Source organism: Shouchella sp. JSM 1781072 (assembly GCF_041949915.1).
Taxonomy (GTDB): Bacteria; Bacillota; Bacilli; order Bacillales; family Bacillaceae_D; genus Shouchella.
In genome coordinates this window covers 236796-257764 of the sequence record NZ_JBHFQE010000002.1, presented here as the reverse complement: position 1 = coordinate 257764, position 20969 = coordinate 236796, and the positions used below count along the sequence as shown (strand labels likewise).

At 39.9% G+C, this 20969-nt stretch carries 16 protein-coding genes; 10 read left to right on the top strand and 6 right to left on the bottom strand.

Features of this window, described 5'->3' with window-relative positions; all coding sequences use genetic code 11:
* Positions 1-16 precede the first annotated feature (16 nt).
* A complete protein-coding gene (locus tag ACE1TH_RS10620) occupies positions 17-1468 on the bottom strand; it encodes an aldehyde dehydrogenase family protein (RefSeq protein ID WP_099302414.1) in 1452 nt (483 codons plus the stop codon).
* Between the two features lie 274 nt (positions 1469-1742).
* Here ACE1TH_RS10620 and ACE1TH_RS10615 point away from each other — a divergent pair, with 274 nt between their 5' ends.
* Both ACE1TH_RS10615 and ACE1TH_RS10610 read left to right on the top strand, forming a co-directional pair.
* Complete coding sequence (locus ACE1TH_RS10615; RefSeq protein ID WP_375078934.1) at positions 1743-2819, top strand: hypothetical protein; 1077 nt, start codon at positions 1743-1745, stop codon at positions 2817-2819.
* A 132-nt stretch (positions 2820-2951) separates the two neighbouring features.
* Positions 2952-3500 carry an NADPH-dependent FMN reductase gene (locus tag ACE1TH_RS10610; protein ID WP_375078933.1) on the top strand — a complete coding sequence of 183 codons (549 nt, stop codon included), beginning with the start codon at positions 2952-2954 and terminating at the stop codon, positions 3498-3500.
* A 34-nt stretch (positions 3501-3534) separates the two neighbouring features.
* Here the strand turns inward: ACE1TH_RS10610 and ACE1TH_RS10605 are convergent, their stop codons facing one another.
* Complete coding sequence (locus ACE1TH_RS10605) at positions 3535-3858, bottom strand: thioredoxin family protein (protein ID WP_375078932.1); 324 nt, start codon at positions 3856-3858, stop codon at positions 3535-3537.
* 97 nt (positions 3859-3955) lie between these two features.
* On the opposite strand from ACE1TH_RS10605, the gene ACE1TH_RS10600 reads away from it, so the two are divergent.
* From ACE1TH_RS10600 to ACE1TH_RS10590, 3 genes are all read left to right on the top strand, one after another.
* Positions 3956-4432: a metal-dependent hydrolase gene (locus tag ACE1TH_RS10600; protein WP_375078931.1), complete on the top strand. Its 477-nt coding sequence runs from the start codon at positions 3956-3958 to the stop codon at positions 4430-4432.
* Positions 4433-4556: 124 nt separating this feature from the next.
* Positions 4557-5279 carry an ABC transporter ATP-binding protein gene (locus tag ACE1TH_RS10595; RefSeq protein ID WP_306345947.1) on the top strand — a complete coding sequence of 241 codons (723 nt, stop codon included), beginning with the start codon at positions 4557-4559 and terminating at the stop codon, positions 5277-5279.
* The gene (locus tag ACE1TH_RS10590; protein ID WP_099302408.1) at positions 5279-6025 is read left to right on the top strand and encodes an ABC transporter permease; all 747 of its coding nucleotides are present in this window, start codon (positions 5279-5281) and stop codon (positions 6023-6025) included. The genes ACE1TH_RS10595 and ACE1TH_RS10590 overlap by 1 nt, the downstream gene beginning before the upstream one ends.
* A 49-nt stretch (positions 6026-6074) precedes the next feature.
* On the opposite strand, the gene ACE1TH_RS10585 is transcribed toward ACE1TH_RS10590, so the two are convergent.
* Positions 6075-6812: an NADPH-dependent oxidoreductase gene (locus ACE1TH_RS10585; RefSeq protein WP_099302407.1), complete on the bottom strand. Its 738-nt coding sequence runs from the start codon at positions 6810-6812 to the stop codon at positions 6075-6077.
* A 145-nt stretch (positions 6813-6957) separates the two neighbouring features.
* Here ACE1TH_RS10585 and ACE1TH_RS10580 point away from each other — a divergent pair, with 145 nt between their 5' ends.
* Positions 6958-7656 carry a DUF899 domain-containing protein gene (locus ACE1TH_RS10580; protein WP_375078930.1) on the top strand — a complete coding sequence of 233 codons (699 nt, stop codon included), beginning with the start codon at positions 6958-6960 and terminating at the stop codon, positions 7654-7656.
* Positions 7657-7675: 19 nt separating this feature from the next.
* On the opposite strand, the gene ACE1TH_RS10575 is transcribed toward ACE1TH_RS10580, so the two are convergent.
* Positions 7676-8962 (bottom strand): alpha/beta hydrolase, encoded by a 1287-nt coding sequence (locus ACE1TH_RS10575; RefSeq protein ID WP_099302405.1) that lies wholly within the window; start codon positions 8960-8962, stop codon positions 7676-7678.
* A gap of 188 nt (positions 8963-9150) precedes the next feature.
* Between ACE1TH_RS10575 and ACE1TH_RS10570 the strand changes: the two genes are divergently transcribed.
* Positions 9151-9753, top strand: coding sequence for a hypothetical protein (locus ACE1TH_RS10570; RefSeq protein ID WP_375078929.1), 603 nt, complete (start codon positions 9151-9153; stop codon positions 9751-9753).
* 88 nt (positions 9754-9841) lie between these two features.
* On the opposite strand, the gene ACE1TH_RS10565 is transcribed toward ACE1TH_RS10570, so the two are convergent.
* The gene (locus ACE1TH_RS10565) at positions 9842-10555 is read right to left on the bottom strand and encodes a TspO/MBR family protein (protein ID WP_099302403.1); all 714 of its coding nucleotides are present in this window, start codon (positions 10553-10555) and stop codon (positions 9842-9844) included.
* 351 nt (positions 10556-10906) lie between these two features.
* Between ACE1TH_RS10565 and ACE1TH_RS10560 the strand changes: the two genes are divergently transcribed.
* Positions 10907-12130: an MFS transporter gene (locus tag ACE1TH_RS10560; RefSeq protein WP_375078928.1), complete on the top strand. Its 1224-nt coding sequence runs from the start codon at positions 10907-10909 to the stop codon at positions 12128-12130.
* A 47-nt stretch (positions 12131-12177) separates the two neighbouring features.
* On the opposite strand, the gene ACE1TH_RS10555 is transcribed toward ACE1TH_RS10560, so the two are convergent.
* Positions 12178-13422: a CNNM domain-containing protein gene (locus ACE1TH_RS10555; RefSeq protein WP_483882522.1), complete on the bottom strand. Its 1245-nt coding sequence runs from the start codon at positions 13420-13422 to the stop codon at positions 12178-12180.
* 226 nt (positions 13423-13648) lie between these two features.
* Between ACE1TH_RS10555 and addB the strand changes: the two genes are divergently transcribed.
* Together addB and addA are read left to right on the top strand one after the other, a co-directional pair.
* Positions 13649-17098, top strand: coding sequence for a helicase-exonuclease AddAB subunit AddB (gene addB, locus ACE1TH_RS10550; protein WP_375078927.1), 3450 nt, complete (start codon positions 13649-13651; stop codon positions 17096-17098).
* Positions 17091-20765 carry a helicase-exonuclease AddAB subunit AddA gene (gene addA, locus ACE1TH_RS10545; protein ID WP_375078926.1) on the top strand — a complete coding sequence of 1225 codons (3675 nt, stop codon included), beginning with the start codon at positions 17091-17093 and terminating at the stop codon, positions 20763-20765. The genes addB and addA overlap by 8 nt, the downstream gene beginning before the upstream one ends.
* Positions 20766-20969 lie beyond the last annotated feature (204 nt).

Sequence of the window (20969 nt, the reverse complement as noted above, 5' to 3'; positions counted from 1 at the left end):
ATGCGCTGCTATTGAATTAGAATGGGAACTCTCTTCGTCCGCTTTGAACTCCAACCCATTGGAAGGTAGTGAATTTATCGAGGGCCCATTCACCACCGAAACGCCCAAGTCCAGAGGCTTTTTCTCCACCGAAAGCAACATGTGCTTCATCATTAACGGATTGATCATTTACATGAATCATACCGGTATTGATTTTTCTGGCGACGTCCATACCGCGGAAGCGATCGGTTGTGAAGACGGAACCACTCAGACCGTATGGGGTATCGTTAGCTATATCAATGGCTTCTTGTTCAGACTTCACTTTAATAATTGGCGCAACGGGACCGAACAGTTCAGTTTTTGCAACGGTCATCTTAGCGTTGACATTCGTTAAAACCGTTGGTGCAAAAATGGCACCTGTTGCAGATCCTCCAGTTTCAACAGTAGCGCCTTCTTCACGCGCCTTATCGACTTGTTCTGTTAAATGGTTTAGTTGATCTTGATTAATGATAGGTCCAACAATGACGTTTTCATCTGCAGGATCTCCTGTCGGTAATTCGTTAGTACGCTTAACAAATTGTTCAACAAACTCATCGTGAACGTTCTCGTGAACAAGGATGCGATTTAGCGACATGCAAATTTGTCCTTGATGAAGAAATTTACCGAAAATCGCGGCATCGACTGCAGCTTCTACATCTGCATCTTCTAGCACGAGCATAGCGTTATTTCCACCTAATTCTAACGTCGTTTCTTTTAAGTGCTTACCCGCAAGCTCTGCGATGTGACGACCTACTTCGGTTGAACCAGTAAATGAAATGAGTTTTGGAATTGGATGTTCGACAAACGCATCACCAATTTCTGACCCTCGACCAACGACAACATTTAAGACACCAGCCGGAAAGCCAGCTTTTTCAAAGAGATATCCGAAAAGTAATCCTGCACTAACAGGTGTATCTGAAGCAGGTTTCAGTACAGCTGTATTTCCGGTTGCAAGGGCTGGTGCAATTGAACGCATCGCTAAATGGAACGGGAAATTCCAAGGACCAATAATACCAACAACGCCTTTAGCTTTTCGATAGACGTAGTTTTCTTTATTTTCATTTTCAGAAGGTAAAATTTGTCCGTTCATTCGAGTCGGATAGGTCATTGATTCTTCTATAACAAGACGTGCTGAATCAAGTTCTGCTTGGGCTTTAGCTACTGTGCTTCCTGATTCTTTTACAAGCCAATCAATAATCACTTCTTTTTCATCTTTTAACACATGAAGCAATTTATGAAATCGATTACGTCGCTTCGATGGAGCTGAATTTGCCCATTGAGGCTGCGCTTGAAGCGCTGCTTGGTAGGCATCATCTAAATCTTCTTCATTTGCAGATTGAATAATTTGTATCGTATCTTCTGTATAGGGATTTTTATTTTCAATTGTTTTATCGCTACGGCCTGTTAGCCATTCACCGTTAATATATTGTTTATCTTGTGGAAATGTCATAAAACTTGTCCTCCTCTTAAATTGTCGTCCTTACCACACTTATTCCCAGTGGAGGCAGCAATCAAACTGGGAGAGAATTCCGTCTTAAAACGAACAAAAAAGAAGCTGAAACATAATTTTAGCTAATTGTAAATAAGCTTGAACGAATTTTTACTGGAAAATGGAAGGATATTCATTAATTTAATCGAATAAAGGGAGAAGTGAATGGTTATTCATTAAACCGTTGACGTTTTGCGGTTTAAAATTACATTAAACAGGGTGGATTTATTGACTTATGCATAATGAGATTATAGAAAGATATCAATTAGATCGTAAAAAGATTGAGCGTGATGGTATTGAGTATTTAGTCAGTTGCGGGGATATGATTGATTTTGAGCAAATCGTCATTCTGTTGGAAGCTTTCTTTGAAAGTTCTGAGGCACGGAAACAAATGGCAACTTACTGCCGTACTACAAAAAGCCGAGCAAGTATTAAAGCAGCATTTGAATACACATCACTGTACAATTTAGATGCGGAACAAGATTATTTATTCGAGATGTATCAGCTAGATGAAGAATTGAAAGAACATGTATTCGTTTATAAACTCGCAAAAGAATCAAAGAAACTTCAGGGTTCCGCACCAATGATTATGGAAAAGGCACGTATTTTATATGGACAAGTAGATGATGATTCGTTAAAACTTAAGCTTGATTTAATCATACAATATGAGTTATTAATAAGTAACCAAGCTTCAGGTGCTAAATTTTATGAAAGTATGCTTTTAAAATTACGTCAGTTAAAACCAAATTACGTAAAGACTGTATTACTTACAAGGTTAATTCACTACTACTCTCGTTCTCTTTTTATTGAATCAAATGATTGGGAAGAAGCTGAGAAAAATTGTTTGGCTAATATCGTCAACCCACTTGCCCCACCCGTATTTAAAGGAAGCGCTCACCATATAGCTGGTTATATAGATGCGTTATCACATAAAGGGGAGCGAGGGGTAAAACATTTATGGCGTGCGGTCGATTTTTATCAAATGACAGAAAATTTCGATGCTGTTAATAAGCTGAAGACAAAGGGTATTCCATTTTGCTTAAATTTAAATCAGCAAGACTACCCAAAAGAGTTATGTTTTGAGAATGTCACTCATGCAGAGCAGGCTCATTATTACATTGTGCGGGATGAGCGGAGTAAAGCGGAACATGTCTTGAAAGAGTTGTTAGCAAATGATGAAACATGTTTTAGAAGCAATTTATATTGGGCATATTTAAAACGAGATGCCGCGCACTTGCTCCAATTGGCATGTGATTACAAACGAAATGCATTTGAGTTGAATTTAATTAAAACGTTTGCAAAAAGAATGTAAGGAAGTGGGTATGGCTAAGCTTGTCGCATTGTCGAGGAGCTTTTTTCTTTTCAATAAAGGTCTCAAGTGATTATAACTACTGAAAAAGGGGAACGGTTTCAAAAAGAATAAAACAATGAGAGGAGTCATTTGATGAACGTCGCTATTCTTTGCGGAAGTTTGCGCAAGCAATCGTATAACCGAAAATTACTGAATACGATCAAACATTATGCACCAACTCACTGGACGTTTAACGAAATTCCTATTGGTTCGATCCCGTTTTACAATGCAGATATTGAAGAAAATGGTGATCCTAAAGAAGTGACAACGTTAAAAGAAGCAATAAAACAAGCAGATGGTGTGTTAATCGTGTCTCCTGAATACAATAACGGCATGCCAGCAGCGATAAAAAATGCCTTGGACTGGGCGGCAAGCCCTCCAGCTGAGTCGCCTTTGCCGAAAAAACCTTTTGCTCTCGCAGGTGCTTCGCCACAGGGAGCAGGGACGGTACAAGCTCAAACACAAATTAGACAGACCCTCATTGCTATTAATGCGCATGTCATGCCCGGACCGAAAATATTAGTCGGTCGGGTTCATACTCGCGTTGGAGAAGATGAAGAGATGATCACAGATGAATCGACGGTCAAACGAATTAAGAACTATGTGAATGCTTTTGATGACTGGATGAAGACGTTTACCTAATAATTGTGCAAAAAGCCTAATTCTTATTTCGGAATTAGGCTTTTTTCAATTGTTCAAACTGACGCTGTAACTCTTCCATTCGAATAAAGCGACTTGCCCGATACCATTCTCTCCCTTTAACAAAAATTAAAATGGTAGGGACCGTAAATACTTCATACTGGCTAGGAACCGCTTCGGCATCGTCTAAATGGACGTAGGCTGTTGAAATAAACGGGTAATGGATTAATTGCTCCTCTACTTTTGGCCATAAGGCGTGGCAAACCGAACAATTTTCTTTAGAGAGATAAACGAGCGCAACATCATGTTTTTCAACAAACTCGTTTAGATCGCTCGTGGTGTGTATATTATGAATCGACATGATCATCATCCTTTTCTTACTGTTTTACAAATAAAACTACATACGTATGTTCGTGTTTGTGATAAAATGAATCGTTGTCACAATAGAGGAGGGAACGATGACTGGAAAAACACATTTTATTGGCGGCATTGCTGCATGTCAAGCAGCAGATATATTCCTTTTTAACAACGATGGTTCATTTGGTTTCTATGCTGCTGGATTTATTGGTGCTCTTATACCCGATATTTGCCATACTCATTCAAAGATTGGACGAAGATTACCAGTTTTGTCCAAAGTCATTGGATCCATTTTCGGACATCGAACGTTTACCCACAGCTTGCTGTTTCTTTTATTAACGAATCTTCTTTTCCTTTATTTCTTTCCTGAGCAAGAAGCGATTCGAATTGGCTTTTTAATTGGGATGATTTCGCATTATGTCTTGGATGCCATGACAGTTCGAGGCATACGGCTTTTTTACCCTGCATCGCTTCGGTTTCGCATCGCGAAGCTTAGAACAGGCGGTAAGATAGAGGGATTTTTCTTGGTCTGTTTGACGCTATTTATTTGTTGGTTGTACCTACGTTACCAAATGTAATTTGTAAATTATATTGATTATTAAATAATACTTGTTATAATTAATGGAGTGTATAAGCATAGATTGTACAAATTTGGAGAAACGTATACGTATACTGATGCTCCCATGAGAAAGGAAGATGTCAATGGTTGCCGAAAAGGCCATTGAACTTCAAGGTGTTACATATAAAATCGATGGAACAACGATTTTAAATCAAATTGATGGTTCATTTTATAAAGGTAGAATTACGAGTCTTGTCGGTCCTTCAGGTGCAGGGAAAACATCGTTGTTTCGATTGTGTAATGGCATGCGAACAGCAACCGAAGGCACCATTCAGTACAATGGAAAATTGTTATCAAGCTATGTGCCAACAGAATTACGGAAAAAGGTTGGAATCGTGTTACAGCAAGCGACGATGATTAACGGGACAGTGAGAGAAAATCTTGTCTTACCTCTTACGTTGGCAAATGAACAGTTGAAAGACGACGCCGTCAAACAATCGTTAGAGGAAGTCGGGCTTGCTGCTTCAACGATGACGAAGCAAGCAAAAGAATTATCAGGCGGTCAAAAGCAAAAGTTATCAATTGCTCGAACGTTGTTAAATCAACCAGACGTCCTGTTATTAGACGAAATTACGTCATCATTAGATCGCGTTTCCGTCCGAGAGATTGAGCATTTAATCGAGCAAATTCATGAACGGTATGGAACAACTATTGTTTGGATTACACACCAAATTGAGCAAGCAAAACGATTATCCCACGACAGTTGGGTGATGATGGATGGTCAATTAGTTGAGCACGGTACAACGCAAATTCTTGATCATCCTCAAGATCCGCGCGTCATTGAATTTTTGAAGGAGGAACGATAATGAGTCTGATCTCGCTCGTACTGACACTCATCTTTGTTCTCATCCCGCTTCTATTGTCACAAACATTAAAATTAGGGTTAAATCGGGATATTGTTGTCGCAACTATTCGATCAATCGTGCAATTATTAGCTGTTGGCTACGTGTTACAGTTTGTGTTCGACTCAGAGAGCTATTTATATATTGGCTTAATGATCGCATTAATGATTGGTGCGGCTACTCAAAATGCACGAAAAAAAGGAAAGTCGATAAACGGAATTACGTGGAAATTAATTGTTACGTTTTTGTCCATCCAATTTTTAACGCAAGGGATATTATTAGGCTTATCGATTACACCAGCAACGGCGCAATATATTATTCCAATAAGCGGAATGGTTATCGGAAATTCGATGGTGCTAGGCATTTTGTTTTTAAATCGATTTACAGCTGAAGTTGAAGCACGGCATGATGAAGCTGAACTCATTTTAAGTTTAGGTGGAACACCAAAACAAGCGATTCATAAACAATTAATTTCATCGATTCAAGCAAGTACAATTCCTACCATTGAAAGTCAAAAGACAATCGGACTTGTACAGTTACCTGGGATGATGAGTGGGCAAATTATTGCGGGAGCGGATCCTGTGCAAGCGGTATTGTTTCAGCTACTGATCTTATTTTTATTACTAACAACTGCAATTGTAACAAGCATTATGTTAGGCTTTTTATCTTATCCAACATTGTTCAACGATCAGATGCAATTAAAGCAGTAACAAAAAAACATGGCTACCCATGTTTTTTTGTTGTGTTTATTACGTTGTCTTAGTCATTTTTACGAAAATCAAACCCTTGTTTTTCCAAGCTTTGACTTGTTTGCGGAATTCCCTTGTCATGACTGTAATAGCGAGCGACGGTTTCCGTCCACGTTTTTTGGATTGGGCGAGACTGCATATACGTTTTTATCGCATCTTCGTATTGCTGAATCGCTTCAAGTTGATCATGTTGGTAGGATTCTTTATGATAAAAAGCATGAACTGGCAAACGAGGTTTACGTTCATTGATTTCGTCAGGATAGCCAATCACAAGACCGACGATTGGAAAGACATATTTAGGAAGATCTAGAACATTCACAATCTCTTCTGAACGTGTACGAATCGCACCAATTGGTACAATTCCAAGGCCCATTGATTCTGCTGCGGCGATGGCATTTCCCATGGCAATGCCAACGTCAGTCGTCCCAACAAGTAAAGTATCGACATTTTCGGCAGCTTCAAAAGATTGCCCATTGGCTTCTAGTGCTTGATTAATGCGGTGGAAATCTAAATTAAACGATAGAAAAACAGGTGCTTGATCAATCCATGGTTGTCCAATAATCTCAGATAGCTTCTTTTTCTTGTCGACGTCAGTGACCCCCACAATGCTAAGCTGTTGCGCATTTCCCCATGTAGGTGCTGCTTGAGCCGCCTCAATAATGGCTTGAAGCTGTTCTTCTTTAATAGGGTCAGGTAAGTAGTTGCGGACTGAATAATGATTTTTTAACGTAGCTATGGTTTCGTTCATTTCTTATCCCTCCTATAGTTGTTATAACAAAAACAAGCTTGAGAAGCATCTGAAACGCTTTGTCCACATTTTTGTACTTTTAGATTGAATTTTCAGTCAAGTAACAGCTATACTTGTTTTAACAAAAGGGAGAGGAGGCAAGCAGTTGTCGAACGATTGTTGTCAAACAAGTAAGAATAAGCAGATAGAAAATGAATGGGAAGCCGTTCACTCTCAATTTCGAGAGAAAGAAAAACAATTGACAAGAGCGAGAGATGAACTCAATGCGGAACGAAGACAGTTGCCGAAAAAAGAAGTTACGAATCACTATTCCTTTCAAGGCGCTGATGGTGAAGTCGAGTTTTCGGACTTGTTTGAGGATGCGGAGCAGTTAATTGTGTACCATTTTATGTTTGCGCCTGAGTGGGAAGAGGGCTGCAATGGCTGTTCAATGATGGTAGATAATATGGGTCATGTTGCGCATTTAAAAGCTAGGCGAACGCGTCTTGTTCTCATCTCGCGCGCACCTCTGGCGAAACTCATAGCTTTTCAAAAACGAATGGGCTGGACGGTTCCTTGGTATTCTTCCTACAACAATACATTTAACAAAGACTTTAAAGCGACGTTAGAAAATGGCGAAGAGACTCATGGGTACAGCGTGTTTCAAAAGGATGGCGAAAGGATTTTTCATACGTACTCCACCTGGAATCGAGGTGTCGAATATTTAGGAACTACATTTAGCTATCTGGATATGACGCCGCTCGGTAGGCAAGAGAAATGGGAGCAGGCACCACCGGAAGTAAGAGTGAAGCAGACTGATACATATGAGTGGTGGCGACATCATGATCGGTATAAGAATGAGTAAAAAGCGACAGAGAGTGATCTCAGTCGCTTTGATTCAGAATACGAGTTGTCAAAATTTCAAGGAGTTCTTCCGATACGGGTTCCTCACTAGAAATGGCCGAAAGGGCTTCTTCCTCGATATCTTCAGATACATCACGCAATGCATGACCCATGTCTTCAATAAGAAGGAGCTCTGTGTCGTTGTTTGCATCATGTAAAAGATGAGCGTCATCGACAGGAATTTGTTGATCATTTTCCCCGTGTATAATAAATGTCGGGAAGGTAACATCTTGTATAAGTTCAGCAGGGTCATAAGCCATCCACGATGAAAGAAAAGGTTGAACGGATTGATTAAATAATGATTGAAGTTCAAGACTAATTTCATCAACAGAATCGCCCTTGGAAAGGTGGTCGATAATGTCAGCAGATTCTTGTAAAAGTTCATCTGTAATCAATGGATCTTCTTCGATTTGCTCCAATAAGACATCATCAATTGTTCTCCCTGCACCAGCTAAAGAAAAATAGGCATCTACGTTTTCCTCTAAAGCGGCTGCTAGGCCAACAAGGGCTCCTTCACTATGCCCGATCACGTAAACAGAAGTGAACGATTCATTCTGGCTGGCATACTCTAACCACGCGATTGCATCCTGGATGTAATCATCAAACGTCGTCTCTGCACTATTAGGAGCTAAGTCAAGGTTATCTCCAATGCCACGTTTATCATAGCGGATCGTAGCAATGCTGTTTTCATTTAAGTGCTCTGAAATGAATTTCAAGTTATCATTTCTCCCAGGAAGAAGATATGAATTGCCGTGTTTATCTGTAGGGCCTGAACCTTGTAAAATGAGCGCAACGGGGAAAGCATCCTGTTCTTCTTGAGGAAAATCTATTTTTGCTTTCATGGTTTCAGAAGAATCTAGTGTTAGTTCGGTTAATTCCTCCTCTTCTTGGAAGCGAAGCTGAAAGGGAAGCTGTTGACCGAGCTGAGTAAACTCGCCGCTGATCTCTTCTTCCTCTCGTTCTCCTTCAAATAAAATTGTCTGTCCCTGTAAGGTAGTCTCTAAAGAAAGACGCTGTTCATCCAATTCGACGGTGTCAAAAGGCTCGTCAAAAATGCCTTGCACGGGAATAGATAAAGTTGCTTGATCCTCATCTATTAAAATCTCAATCGAAAGCGGTTGCATCGGGATGATGATTTCTCCTTCCCAATCGCCAGTGAACGCATGAGGGGTCTCTGTTTGTTCAGGTTCAATTGTTTCCTGCTGGCAAGCGGATAACAAAAATAAAAAAAGAATCATAGCTGTTGAAAATGAAAGCTTAGTGAACATATGTAACCCCCTCTGAAATAAAGGTTAAATTTTTGTAAGGGTGCAATCACCCAAAAAAGCATAAATAGTAATAAGAAGAACGTCAACTCCTCTATACAACATATTCAACAAAGGCTTGCGGAATCCTTGAAATTTAAGGATGAAAACAGAGGATATGCGTTTCTTCCATCTAATAACGAGGTGAATCTATGAGAATTTCTTTTCGAGTGGGTCTGTTAGGTTGGATCGTCCCGCTTCTATACTTTTTTTATGAACCATTTGCGATACAAGCATCACGAGTCCCTTATTCGTATATCGCCCAACCGATGAGTGATCTAGGCGTGACCGTATGTGGAATTGGTACGTACCCTTGGGCAGATTATGCGATTTGTTCTCCTCATTCTTCATTAGTAAATGTTCTATTTTTTGTTACGGCTGTATGTTTATTGATAGGGATTATAAGTGTCTATCAACGCTTATCGTTAGCGTCAATAGGGAAATTTAGTTTTTTACTATTAGTTCTGTTTGCAATTGGAAATGGGTTTAGTGCCATACCTGCTAATATAAGCTTTAGTTGGCATACGTATCCTGTGATGTTCATGATTTTCGTTGCGCCAGCGTTATTTGTTATAGCAAGTCAAATCAAACAGGGGAAAGTGTTCACGTATAGCATGGCAACAAGCTTACTATTCATTAAACTAGGTATCATCGTTATGGTTTTTTTCCCAGTTGAAATTGGAGGACTTCTTCAAAGAGCGTTCTATTTCGTGTTTTATTGTTGGGGACTAGGGATGATGATAAAATTAAAATAAATAGTTCACCTGTAAGTCTCAACTTCTTAAAACCATTTTTGAGCGATAAAAAGAACCAAAAGTTTAAAAGACTTTTGGTTCTTTTTGTTTATCTTCTCTTGATTAATACGAACAGGGCAACAGCAAGTTGAATGACGATACATATGGCGGTCACAATTAAAATGCCTGTCATGCTGTTTTCTGCAAAGATTGCAGCGTATGCCCATACAAAGACCAATGGATAGAAGATGTCACGATACGCAAGCGCAATGATGACTGCTAAAAGCGTACCTACAAGGAGCATAATAATGGTCCATGGCACTTCTCCTAAACCAAGGAACGTCGTAACATCACGCTGAACGAGCCATGCGAAAATGTTAACAATTGTAGCAACAGATACCCAACCAAGGTAGATGGAGAATGGGATACGATCAAACCAACGAAAGTCGAGTCGATTTATTTTAAAGTAAATCACAATCAAGGTTAACAATAGGCCTACAATAATGATGACTGATAAAAGCAACCATTCTTGTGTAAAAGCGATAATCCACATGCCGTTTAATAAAAAGTTTGCAGGTAGCCAGTACCCAACGCGTGTATAAATGTCGGCATTCCAACGGTTAACGAAAAAGATACGAAGAATCCAAATGAACAACAACAGGTAAATGAACCCCCAAATAGAGAATGCAAATCCTGCTGGCTGTATAAGTGCTTGTTCCTGGTTGGCTACGGAACCAACGTTTGTTGTGGATAGATAGTTTACGACTATCATAAAAGCAAAGAAAATTAAGTAGATCACGCCTAGACGTGTTGTTTGCTTCATGGGAAATCCTCCTTATTTTTTGTTTCTATTGGCTTATATTCACGCTTTTATTTCGACATAAACGTCGGATTTTAAAAGAATGTTGAATTTCGCTTTTAAAGAGAAGGTATTAAGTGTGAACGTATCCATTTTAGTTCCTTTCCGTTTCAGTTCTATATTCTTTTTGAAAAATGGGAAAACAACGCTTAATAGTGTTAATATATAGAATATTACATAGAGAAAGAGTGATCAATGATGAGAGTCTGCTTTGATATTCCCACTGTTAAAAGAAAGAAAGCGGGAGTAAAACGGAGTGTTGCCTTCATATAAGCAGTGATGTTTGCTTCCGCTAACAAGAGCGGAGGAACATAGTTGAACAAGTTTCATATTTTTTTGTGGATCATTATAAGTCAAACCATCTCACTATTAGGTTCGGCAATTACAAGATTTGCTTTAGGAATTTGGATTTATCAAGAAACCGGGCAAGTCATTCACTTTGCTATTATATTAGTGGCTAGCTATTTACCAAGCGTTTTTGTCGCTCCTTTTGCAGGGAACGGGATCGATCGTTTTGGTCCGAAATGGGCGCTGCTAGTAGGAGGATTACTTGGAACGTCGATTTTATTACTAGCATCGGTGTTCATTGTTTTTTCAAGTATGACTAGTTGGATTGCCTTAATGTTAGCAGGAATCCTATCAGTAGTAAGTGCATTGGAAACACCAGCATTACAGGCACTCACACCTCAACTTGTTGAGGATAAGCGGTTGTCGAGAGCAAACGGTTTAGTTGCCACGGGGACATCTGTAGCGAACATTGTTGGTCCGGTGGTTGCGGGAATCCTTTACACGTTCGGAGACATGGTTTGGATTGTCATCAGTAATGGCTTGAGCTATGTCGTTGCCCTCGTGGTAGTTGTTGTTTTATGGCGTCGTTTTCCTAAGTGCGAATATGTGAAAAATGAGAATGAAGGGTTTTTGAAAGAACTCATTCGTGGTTTTGTATACACATGGAACGAGAAAGCGTTACTCGCACTCATTCTTTTCCACATGTGGGCAAATGTAGCATTAGGAATAAATAGTGTCATTCGGCAACCCTATCTTTTAGCATTCGGTACTGAAGAACAGTTTGGCTTTGTAACGGCTTTGTTTGGAGTAGGGATGGTGCTAGGTGGCTTCGTGATAAGCACAGTAAAAATTGAAACCAACAAAGTTTGGTGGATGCTGCTTGCTTCATTCGGAATGGGGGTTGCGGTTCTTGCAACAGGCATAACGGAAACCATTCTCCTTATCGGGGGACTATGGCTCTTTATGGGCTTTTGCTTACCAATTACAAACGCCTTGAGTGTGACGTTGATCCAGCAACATGTGGAGTCAACTTATTTAGGACGTGTGTTCTCTATTGCCAGAATGCTATCTTGGGCTACATTGCCAATCGCATATCTTGTTGGAGGTTTAATGGGAGACTGGTTGATGAATATCGGTTTTTCTTCTGCTTACCGTTTCTTACTCATAGGTTCAGGCGTGCTGCTCCTTTTATTCGTATGTTATTATGGAATGTCGAATAAGATGAAGCCGTTGGAAAAACCTGATAGATAAGCGCATCATTAAAAGCCATGGATCAAAGTCCATGGCTTGTTTGATTGTCACTCTGAAAGCGCCGGATCAATCGTTTTTGTGATTTGTACTCGTTCCACTTTCTTTTCATCCATCGCCAGAATTTCAAACCGCAATTCTTTATAGTTAAGCTGTTCCCCTCTTGTTGGCAAGTAGCCAAACTGGTGGATAAGAAAGCTTGCTAAATTATCTTCTTCTTCAGGAATGTTGACATTAAAAGCATTGTTTAAACGTCGCAATGAAATTTTTCCGTCACATACAAGGCGAGATTCGGATTGTTCTTCAATTAGTACATCATCCACATCGGTTTCATCCTCAATATCTTGACCAATCATGGCTTCGATCAAGTCTTCGTGAGTAATGATTCCTTCTGTTCCGCCATATTCGTCTAATACAATGGCAAAATGTTTTTTCTCCTGCAACATCTTTTGGAAAACACGATTTACAGGATGAAATTCGTAAACGTAGAGTGGCTGTAAATCAGCTATTTCTCGAATAGGTTTATTTGGTTCCTGGCTCCATTTTAAAACAAATTTTGAATGGAATACCCCAATAATGTGATCGATATCTTCTTCGTAGACAGGATATCTTGTATATTGATTATCCAGTAAGATTTCTTTTGCTTCTTCAAACGTCACGTCAGCAGAGATTCCTTGAACATCAATTCGTGGTGTTTGGAGTACATCTGCTACATTTAAATGTTCAAAATCAAGCATACCTTTAAGACGGTAAACTTCGTCATTTTTAAACGTTCCTTCCGTAAGGCCGATGTCGACCATTGCGCGCATCTCGTCTTTTGAGAAAGAAGCTTGGTTTGCATCATTTCGACCGAGTAACCGAATGACCAGACGAGTAAATGCATTTAGTAAAAAGGTGAAGGGTTTAAGTATTTTTAACAATAAACTCGTTAACGGATAAACTGCATAAGAAATTTTCTGCGGATATGCCGCAGCAACCGATTTAGGCAAAACTTCTGCAAAAATAATTATTAAAACGGTTAAAATACCAGTAGCAATTCCGACATTTAACCCATAATCAATTGCAACGATTGTAACCAACGATGGTAAAATAATATTTGGAACGTTATTTGCAATAAGGATACCGGGAATAAACTCTTCAGCATTATCTACTAATTTAAGCAATCTCTCTGACTTTTTATGTCCTTGAGCTGCTTTTGTTTGTAGTTTAATTTTATTTGTCGCCGTTAAGGCGGTTTCACTACCTGAAAAAAAACTTGACGCAATAAATAAAAGAACGATCGCAACGAATATCAAGGTGTTTCCTCCATTTTTAAGTTGTCGAATGTGACAGACTTCAGTAATGAAACATTTTACCAAGAAACCTGAAGGATGAAAAGGATAAGTACTAGAATTGTTGCGTTTATTGTTCGTTAAAGATGATGGTTTATACACATAAGTATTGGAATACATAGGGATTCAACGTTTGATTTGATTCGTGGTAAGATGAAAGCAAAGCGAACGGAAAAGGAGGGCGAAACGGATGATTCACTTTTATTTAGGAAGAAGTGGTAGTGGCAAGTCTACAAAAATGAAAGAAGAAATCATGACATACTTAAATGATGCCCCTGCTGACGGACCAGAAATTATTTTACTCGTACCTGATCAAATGTCGTTTCAAGTTGAGTACGATCTCGCAAAAAAGACGGGCGGGTTCTCAAGGTTAAGCGTCTTAAGTTTACATTCTCTGGCGGAAAGAATTCTTGATGAGGCAGGCCAGCGTGAGCGACCAATGCTTGATCGTACGGGTATGCATGTATTAATAAAAAAAATAATTGAACAGAAGAAAGATCAGCTTCGTGTCTTTAAGCGTGCAAGTAACACAAGTGGATTCGTAAAAGAAATGGAGCAGATGATTCTTGAATTACGTAGGCAAGAACTTTCACCTGATCAAATACATGTAGAAAACGAAACGCTGTCATTAGCGATTCAAGATAAGATGCATGATGTTAAACTTATCTTTCGAGAATTTGAAGAAACGTTTTCCAACCGTTTTTGGGATAAAGAAGAGCAGGTAAAGCGTGCAATAAAGGCCGTTCCAGATGTGGGTCTGTTAAAAGGTGCTTACTTGTATATTGATGGCTTTTATGAATTTAGCAAGCTAGAACGTCGATTTTTAACAGCTCTATGTGATGAAGCAGCTACAACGAAAATGGCTCTAACATTAGATGAGCACTTAGGGCAAGCTGATACGTTTTATTTAACGAATGAAACGTACGAATTAATGGTGCAATCCCTTCAACAACACAAGCTTCGTTATAAAGAAGAATGGTTTAAAGCCAATTACCGTTTTAATAAGATAGGCCTCGCATCACTTGAAGAAGCGCTCGTTCATCAAGATCATGACGTGAGAGAAAACGATCATAGTGTAAAAATAGTTGAAACGGTAAATCGGCGAGTTGAGATTGAATCGGTAGCTAAATCCATTCGCAGTTTAGTGCGAGAGCAAGGATACCGTTATACAGAAATTGCAGTCGTTACAAGAGATTTACACACATATAGTGATCTCATCCGACGAGTGTTTCCTACATATGAGGTGCCGTTCTTTCTTGATGATACACATGGGATGATTCAGCATCAGCTCATTGAACTAATTCGATCGTCCTTCGAGGCAGTAATGCAAAGGTATCCTTATGAGGCCTTATTTCGAGCATTTAAAACTGATTTATTTATTCCGCTTGATGAGGAACCGGTTGCGTTTCGTGAAAAAATTGATGAACTTGAAAATGTGGTTCTTGCTCAAGGCATTAAAGGAAATCTGTGGTCCACCGCTCGCGACTGGCAATTGAAGACAGCTCGTCATGGTTTTGGGGAAGACCCAACCGAAGAAGAATTAGAAAACAATGCAACAATGAATTGGTTGAAAAACTTGTTAATTGCCCCACTTAACCAATTTGAATCGAATTTAAAAAGAAGTGAAACGATTTCCGATATGTGTCACGCGCTTTATACGTTTTTACTGGCGTTATCAATTCCGGAAAAAATGAATCAGCTACAAAGGCAAGCGGAAGAGAGCGGGTACATTCAGGTTAGTAGCGAATACAGCCAAGTGTGGGAAGGGGTTCTATCGATTCTCGATCAACTTGTGGATATTGGTGGAGAAGATGAAGTGACCGTCTCTACTTTTTTTCACACGCTAAATGCTGGGTTTGAGAATATGAGTTTTAAAATTGTTCCTCCAGCGATTGACCAGGTTACTGTGGGAGACATGGAGCGTTCCCGTTTACCGAAACCACGTGCGACCTTCATCGTTGGAGTAAATGAAGGCATCATCCCATCACGCCCACGTGAAAAAGGGATGATAAGTGAGCAAGAAAGAATGGCATTGCAACATGCAGGTCTTTCGCTCGGTCACACAGCAACAGACAAGCTCTGGCATGAAGCATTTTATGCGTATATGAGTCAGACGAGTGCATCGGAGGCACTAATCGTCTCGTACGCTTTAGCAGATGAGGAAGGGGCATCTTTACTTCCATCTCCTTTAATTCGACATATCCACGATTCTTTAAACGATGTAGAGACTGTATTCGTGCAAAATGAACCAGAGGCTGAAAGGCATAATCAAGCGATAGAATATATATCACATCCAAAACAAGCGATGTCACAACTCATCCGGCAATTGCAAAAATGGAAGCAAGGAGAGGAGATTGATTCAATTTGGTGGGATGTCTACAACTGGTTTAGAACGCATGCAGAATGGCAGCGCCCTCTAAAATCAGGTCTGGAGAGCTTAGACTACTCGTATACCCATATTCCTCTAACAAACGAGACTACAAAAGACTTATACAATGCTCATCTTGTGATGAGCGTGAGCCGAATGGAGTTATTTAAACAATGTTCGTTCCGTCATTTCAGTCAATACGGTTTGCGATTAAAAGAACGAGATGTGTATCGATTAGAGGCATTTGATATTGGAGAGCTTTTTCATACGGTGTTAAAAACGATGTCTGAAAAGCAAAAAGACCGAAACAAAACATGGAAAACCCTTTCGTATGAAGAATGCCGCGAAATGACGTCGGAAGCGGTGGCAGAAGTTGCCCCGACGATTCAGCGTGAGATTTTGATGAGTACAAATCACTATCAGTATATAACGGAAAAGCTCCATGATATCGCTGTTCAGGTAACAGAAGCATTGCGCCAGCAAGCGTTGTTATCCACGTTTGAAACCGTGGAATTAGAAGTCGCATTTGGTCCGCAAAATCCCATATCGATTCCTTCGTACAAACTAGAAAATGGCATGAGTATGACGGTCCAAGGTCGAATTGATCGAATTGATCAAGCGGAAAGGGATGGTCGGTCGTTTCTCAGTGTCGTCGACTATAAATCAAGCCCAACATCCTTATCTTTTTCTGATGTGATTGAAGGAATTTCCTTGCAAATGCCCGTGTACTTAACAGTTGCTTTAAAAGGTTCTGAAGCGTGGTTAGAAAAATCCTCAGAAGTGGGGGGAATGTTTTATTTTCATCTCCATAACCCGGTGCTTGAAGAGGATAAGAATGAAGACGAACAACGATTAAAAGCATTTCAATTAAACGGATGGATGAAGAATGATTATGGTGTTGCAGAATTATTTGATAAAAGCTTTGTTGAAAAAAATAAATCAAATGTCGTTCCCGTTGAATTTAAGAAAGACGGTTCGTTTCATAGTCGCTCAAAAGTCTTAACAGATGACCAATTTCAAACGCTCTTTACGTACACTGAACAAAAAATCGTCGATATCGGGAATGAAATCGTAAGTGGAAAAACGATTGTAGCACCGTACCAAAAGGAAAATGGACAAATAGCATGTACGTACTGTCCTATGCAAGCCGTCTGTCAGTTCGATCCATCGTTACCAGGGTTTCATTATAATGAACTGGTAAAGAGAAAAAATAGCGATGCATTAGTAGAGATGCAGGAATCAATTAAAGCAAGGGGGAGCGAGCATGCCTAAATGGGAGATGCAAGAACGACCAAGCGATGTGACGTGGACGGACGAACAATGGCAAGCGATCTCTTTAAAAGGCGGAAATATTCTTGTTGCTGCAGCAGCTGGAAGTGGGAAAACAGCCGTACTTGTTGAGCGCATCGTTAAACGGATTATGGATCCAACAGATGAAGCTGAGATTGATCGCCTGCTTGTTGTGACGTTTACAAAGGCCGCAGCAGCTGAAATGAAAGAACGTATTGGCAAGCGAATGGAAGAAGAGCTGAGTGTTCGACCAACACCATATTTAAAAAGGCAATATCGCCTATTAAACCGCGCAACGATCTCAACACTACATTCCTTTTGTTCAGATTTAATTCGAAAACATTATTATGATATCCATGTAGATCCAACGATCCGGCTTGCGAACGACACTGAGAGAGAATTGCTGAAAGAAGAAGTGTTAGAGGCACTGTTGGAGCGTTATTATACACATGAAAAAGAAGCATCTCCTGATTTTTATACGATGGCTGAAGCATATAGCGGAGATCGGACAGATACCAATTTGCGAGCACTTATTTTAAATTTATATACTCGCTCAAGGTCTCATCCAGATCCAGATCATTGGCTTGAGCGAAGTGCGGCCATGTATGAAGAATCGGTTGAGGATATCGCTACAACCCCATGGGGACAGGTTATTGTGGAAGAAGTCTTAAATTATGTGGCAGGGGCAAGAGCGAATCATGCTCGCGCTATGGCGCTAGCAGAACGAGAAGATGGTCCCCATTTCTATCATGAACGTTTAGTAGAAGAGGGATCAGCCCTAGAGAGGCTCGAATCTAATCATGATTGGGATGACCTTTATAACCAGTTAGAAACCTTTGCATGGAATAGACTTCCGAGTAAGAAAAAAGACGATCCAGCAGATCCTGAATTAATAACGAAAGTGAAGCAATTTCGGGATGAAAGCAAAAAACTTCTGCAAAAAGCACAAGAGTTAATGGTTGGCAATGAGGCTGAAAATACAACCAGGCTTTACCAGATGCGTAATCGTGTTCGCGTGTTAACTACGCTCGTACAAGAGTTTGCAAAGGCATATCGTGAACTAAAAGAAGAACGTTCTTTAATGGATTTTGATGATCTAGAACATTTCGCTCTTGAAATTTTAAGCGATGGATCAATCGATCACCCATCTACAACTGCTTTGCAATACAGAGCGCATTTTCAAGAAGTGTTAACAGATGAATACCAAGATACAAATCGAGTACAAGAAGCGATTCTTAATCTAGTTGGGAACGGTCAAAATCGGTTTATGGTTGGTGACGTGAAGCAAAGTATTTATCGATTTCGTTTAGCGGAACCAGGCTTATTTATTGAGAAGCAAGACACCTATGCCACATTGAATGCGCCGCTTCACGATCTTCAAGATGTACATGGTATTCGCATCGATCTTGCGCATAATTTTCGTAGCCGATCAGAGGTGTTGCATGCTGTTAACTATGTCTTTGCGCAAACAATGGACAAGCACGTAGGTGAAGTGGTGTATGACAACACACAAGCATTGCGTTACGGAAATATCGATTACAATATGGAAGACCAAGGATACGACATCCATGTAGCACTGCTAGAAAAGGAAGATGAAGAAACGAGTGGCTTTGAGCCATCCGCTGAAAAAGAAGCACGATGGACAGCAAGTAAAATTCAAGAATTAATCACGAACGGCTACCCTGTTTTTGATAAAAAAACAAAACAGCTTCGGCCGATTCAATATCGTGATATTACAATTCTGATGCGGTCACTTCCTTCAGCACCAATCTATGTAGACGTCTTTAAAGCGGCAGGCATTCCTCTATACTCAGATCGAGATGAAGGGTATTTTCGCCACGTTGAAGTACAAATCATGCTATCACTACTAAAAATTATTGATAATCCATTTCAAGATATCCCGCTTGCAGCCGTTTTACGCTCCCCGATTGTTGGTTTAACAGATGAACAGCTGGCGCATATTCGCCTCAATCACGTAGAAGGTTCATTTTATGAGGCGGTTCAGGCCACACTTGCTGTTAATTCTGAAGAGGAGCCGTCTCAGACGAAACTCGCTCATTTTTACAACCAACTACAAGAGTGGCGTGTCAGAGCGCGAACGACACCATTATCAACATTTATATGGTCTCTGTTTTCAGAGACGGACTACGATATCTTTGTTGGTGGATTGCCAGGAGGGAAGCAGCGTCAAGCAAATGTGCGCGCGTTGTATGACCGTGCAAAAGCATTCGAAGATACTTCGTTCCGTGGAATTTTTCGCTTTTTACGTTTTGTTGAACGTATGGAGGAACAGGGAGATGATTTTGAGAGCGCACGTACAATAAGTGAACAAGAAAATGTCGTTCGTTTGATGTCCATTCATAAAAGTAAAGGTCTTGAATTCCCGGTCGTCTTTGTTGTAGATATGTGGAAGCAGTTTAATTTGATGGATACCCGTAGGCAAACTCAAATTCATCAGACATTGGGATTTGGTTCAACGTATTTGGATATCGACCGCCGTATAAAATATTCAACAATTCCTGAGGTTGCCATAAAAAAATTACAAGAGCGAGAACAGATATCGGAAGAATTACGAGTACTCTATGTGGCGCTAACAAGAGCAAAAGAGAAATTATTTATGCTCGGAAGTGTAAAAGACCGAGAAACAAAATTATTGGAATGGGGAGAACAAGCTGAACAAGCGCTTCCACTTTATGATCGTAAACAAGCAAGGCGTTTCTTTGATTGGGTTATTCCGGCTGTTCTCAGACATGCAGACCTTATGCGCATCAATGATCCCGAACCCCATGAATCGAAATGGCTGTTAGATGAACGAGCTGAAGTGCCAGAACTTAATAATGTTCAAACGCTGCCTCCAAACGAGCATGTTCAACAGTTAAAGCGATTAGAGCACGTGAGGTCTTCTTCAATTAAATCGGAAGCAGAAGTCGGCCGTCGTTTAGATTTCAACTACCAATACCCCGTCGCGACTCAAACATTCGCGAAACAAAGTGTAACGGAATTAAAACGTAAGTATAATTGGAAAGAATTTGCTGAAGCAGAACAGCCTCAGTCGTATAGACAAGCGACTGCGATGAAAGAACCAACCTTTTTAAAAAAACAACAAAAGTTAAGTGCCGCAGAAAAAGGAACGTTAATGCATCGAGTAATGCAACGATTATCGTTCACTTCAGAAGAAACGACAATCATAAAAAGTGAGGTAGAAGCGATTTGTAGGCTGCTTGGGTTTAATCGTGAAGAACAAAGTGCTATCCATGAGAATCGTATTATTGATTTTCATCAATCCTCAATCGGCAAACGATTAATAAATGCGACTAAAATGAAAAGAGAAGTCCCATTTTCATACGTCCAATCAAAACATTCTTTTGCTCATAAAGAGTCTGAGGAAGATGAGGATGTGGTGCTCATACGCGGCATTATCGATGTATTATTTTGGGATGAAGATGGTGAATTAATTTTACTTGATTATAAAACGGACCGAGTTCAGTCTCTTCAGGTAGAGGGAGTCGACTTAAAGAAGTTGTTAAACGAGCGTTATCATCATCAGATGACTCAATATAAACAAGCAATTGAAAGCATCTGGAAGGTTCCTGTAAAAGAATGCTGGCTTTATTTCTTTGATGGTGGCCATGAAGTGACGGTAAAGTAAAGAGAGAACACATCGATACGCATCACGCGTGTAGATGTGTTTTTTAATGAGTAAGGGACTTAACTCATAAGAAATTGGTAAATCACAACGCTTACTTTACAATTGAATGACTGATAAACAAGAAAATCCATTTATTGTAAGTGTTTTAACAGTGTGTTAAATTGAACCCAGTGGTTTTATAAATGACTATAACGTATATTGCCT

Coding starts and splice junctions, on each gene's coding strand:
- ACE1TH_RS10620 (WP_099302414.1), bottom strand. CDS start 1,468: ATGACATTTCCACAAGATAAACAATATATTAACGGTGAATGGCTAACA.
- ACE1TH_RS10575 (WP_099302405.1), bottom strand. CDS start 8,962: ATGTTCACTAAGCTTTCATTTTCAACAGCTATGATTCTTTTTTTATTT.
- ACE1TH_RS10605 (WP_375078932.1), bottom strand. CDS start 3,858: ATGTCGATTCATAATATACACACCACGAGCGATCTAAACGAGTTTGTT.
- ACE1TH_RS10600 (WP_375078931.1), top strand. CDS start 3,956: ATGACTGGAAAAACACATTTTATTGGCGGCATTGCTGCATGTCAAGCA.
- ACE1TH_RS10590 (WP_099302408.1), top strand. CDS start 5,279: ATGAGTCTGATCTCGCTCGTACTGACACTCATCTTTGTTCTCATCCCG.
- ACE1TH_RS10615 (WP_375078934.1), top strand. CDS start 1,743: ATGCATAATGAGATTATAGAAAGATATCAATTAGATCGTAAAAAGATT.
- ACE1TH_RS10585 (WP_099302407.1), bottom strand. CDS start 6,812: ATGAACGAAACCATAGCTACGTTAAAAAATCATTATTCAGTCCGCAAC.
- ACE1TH_RS10570 (WP_375078929.1), top strand. CDS start 9,151: ATGAGAATTTCTTTTCGAGTGGGTCTGTTAGGTTGGATCGTCCCGCTT.
- ACE1TH_RS10565 (WP_099302403.1), bottom strand. CDS start 10,555: ATGAAGCAAACAACACGTCTAGGCGTGATCTACTTAATTTTCTTTGCT.
- addA (WP_375078926.1), top strand. CDS start 17,091: ATGCCTAAATGGGAGATGCAAGAACGACCAAGCGATGTGACGTGGACG.
- addB (WP_375078927.1), top strand. CDS start 13,649: ATGATTCACTTTTATTTAGGAAGAAGTGGTAGTGGCAAGTCTACAAAA.
- ACE1TH_RS10610 (WP_375078933.1), top strand. CDS start 2,952: ATGAACGTCGCTATTCTTTGCGGAAGTTTGCGCAAGCAATCGTATAAC.
- ACE1TH_RS10595 (WP_306345947.1), top strand. CDS start 4,557: ATGGTTGCCGAAAAGGCCATTGAACTTCAAGGTGTTACATATAAAATC.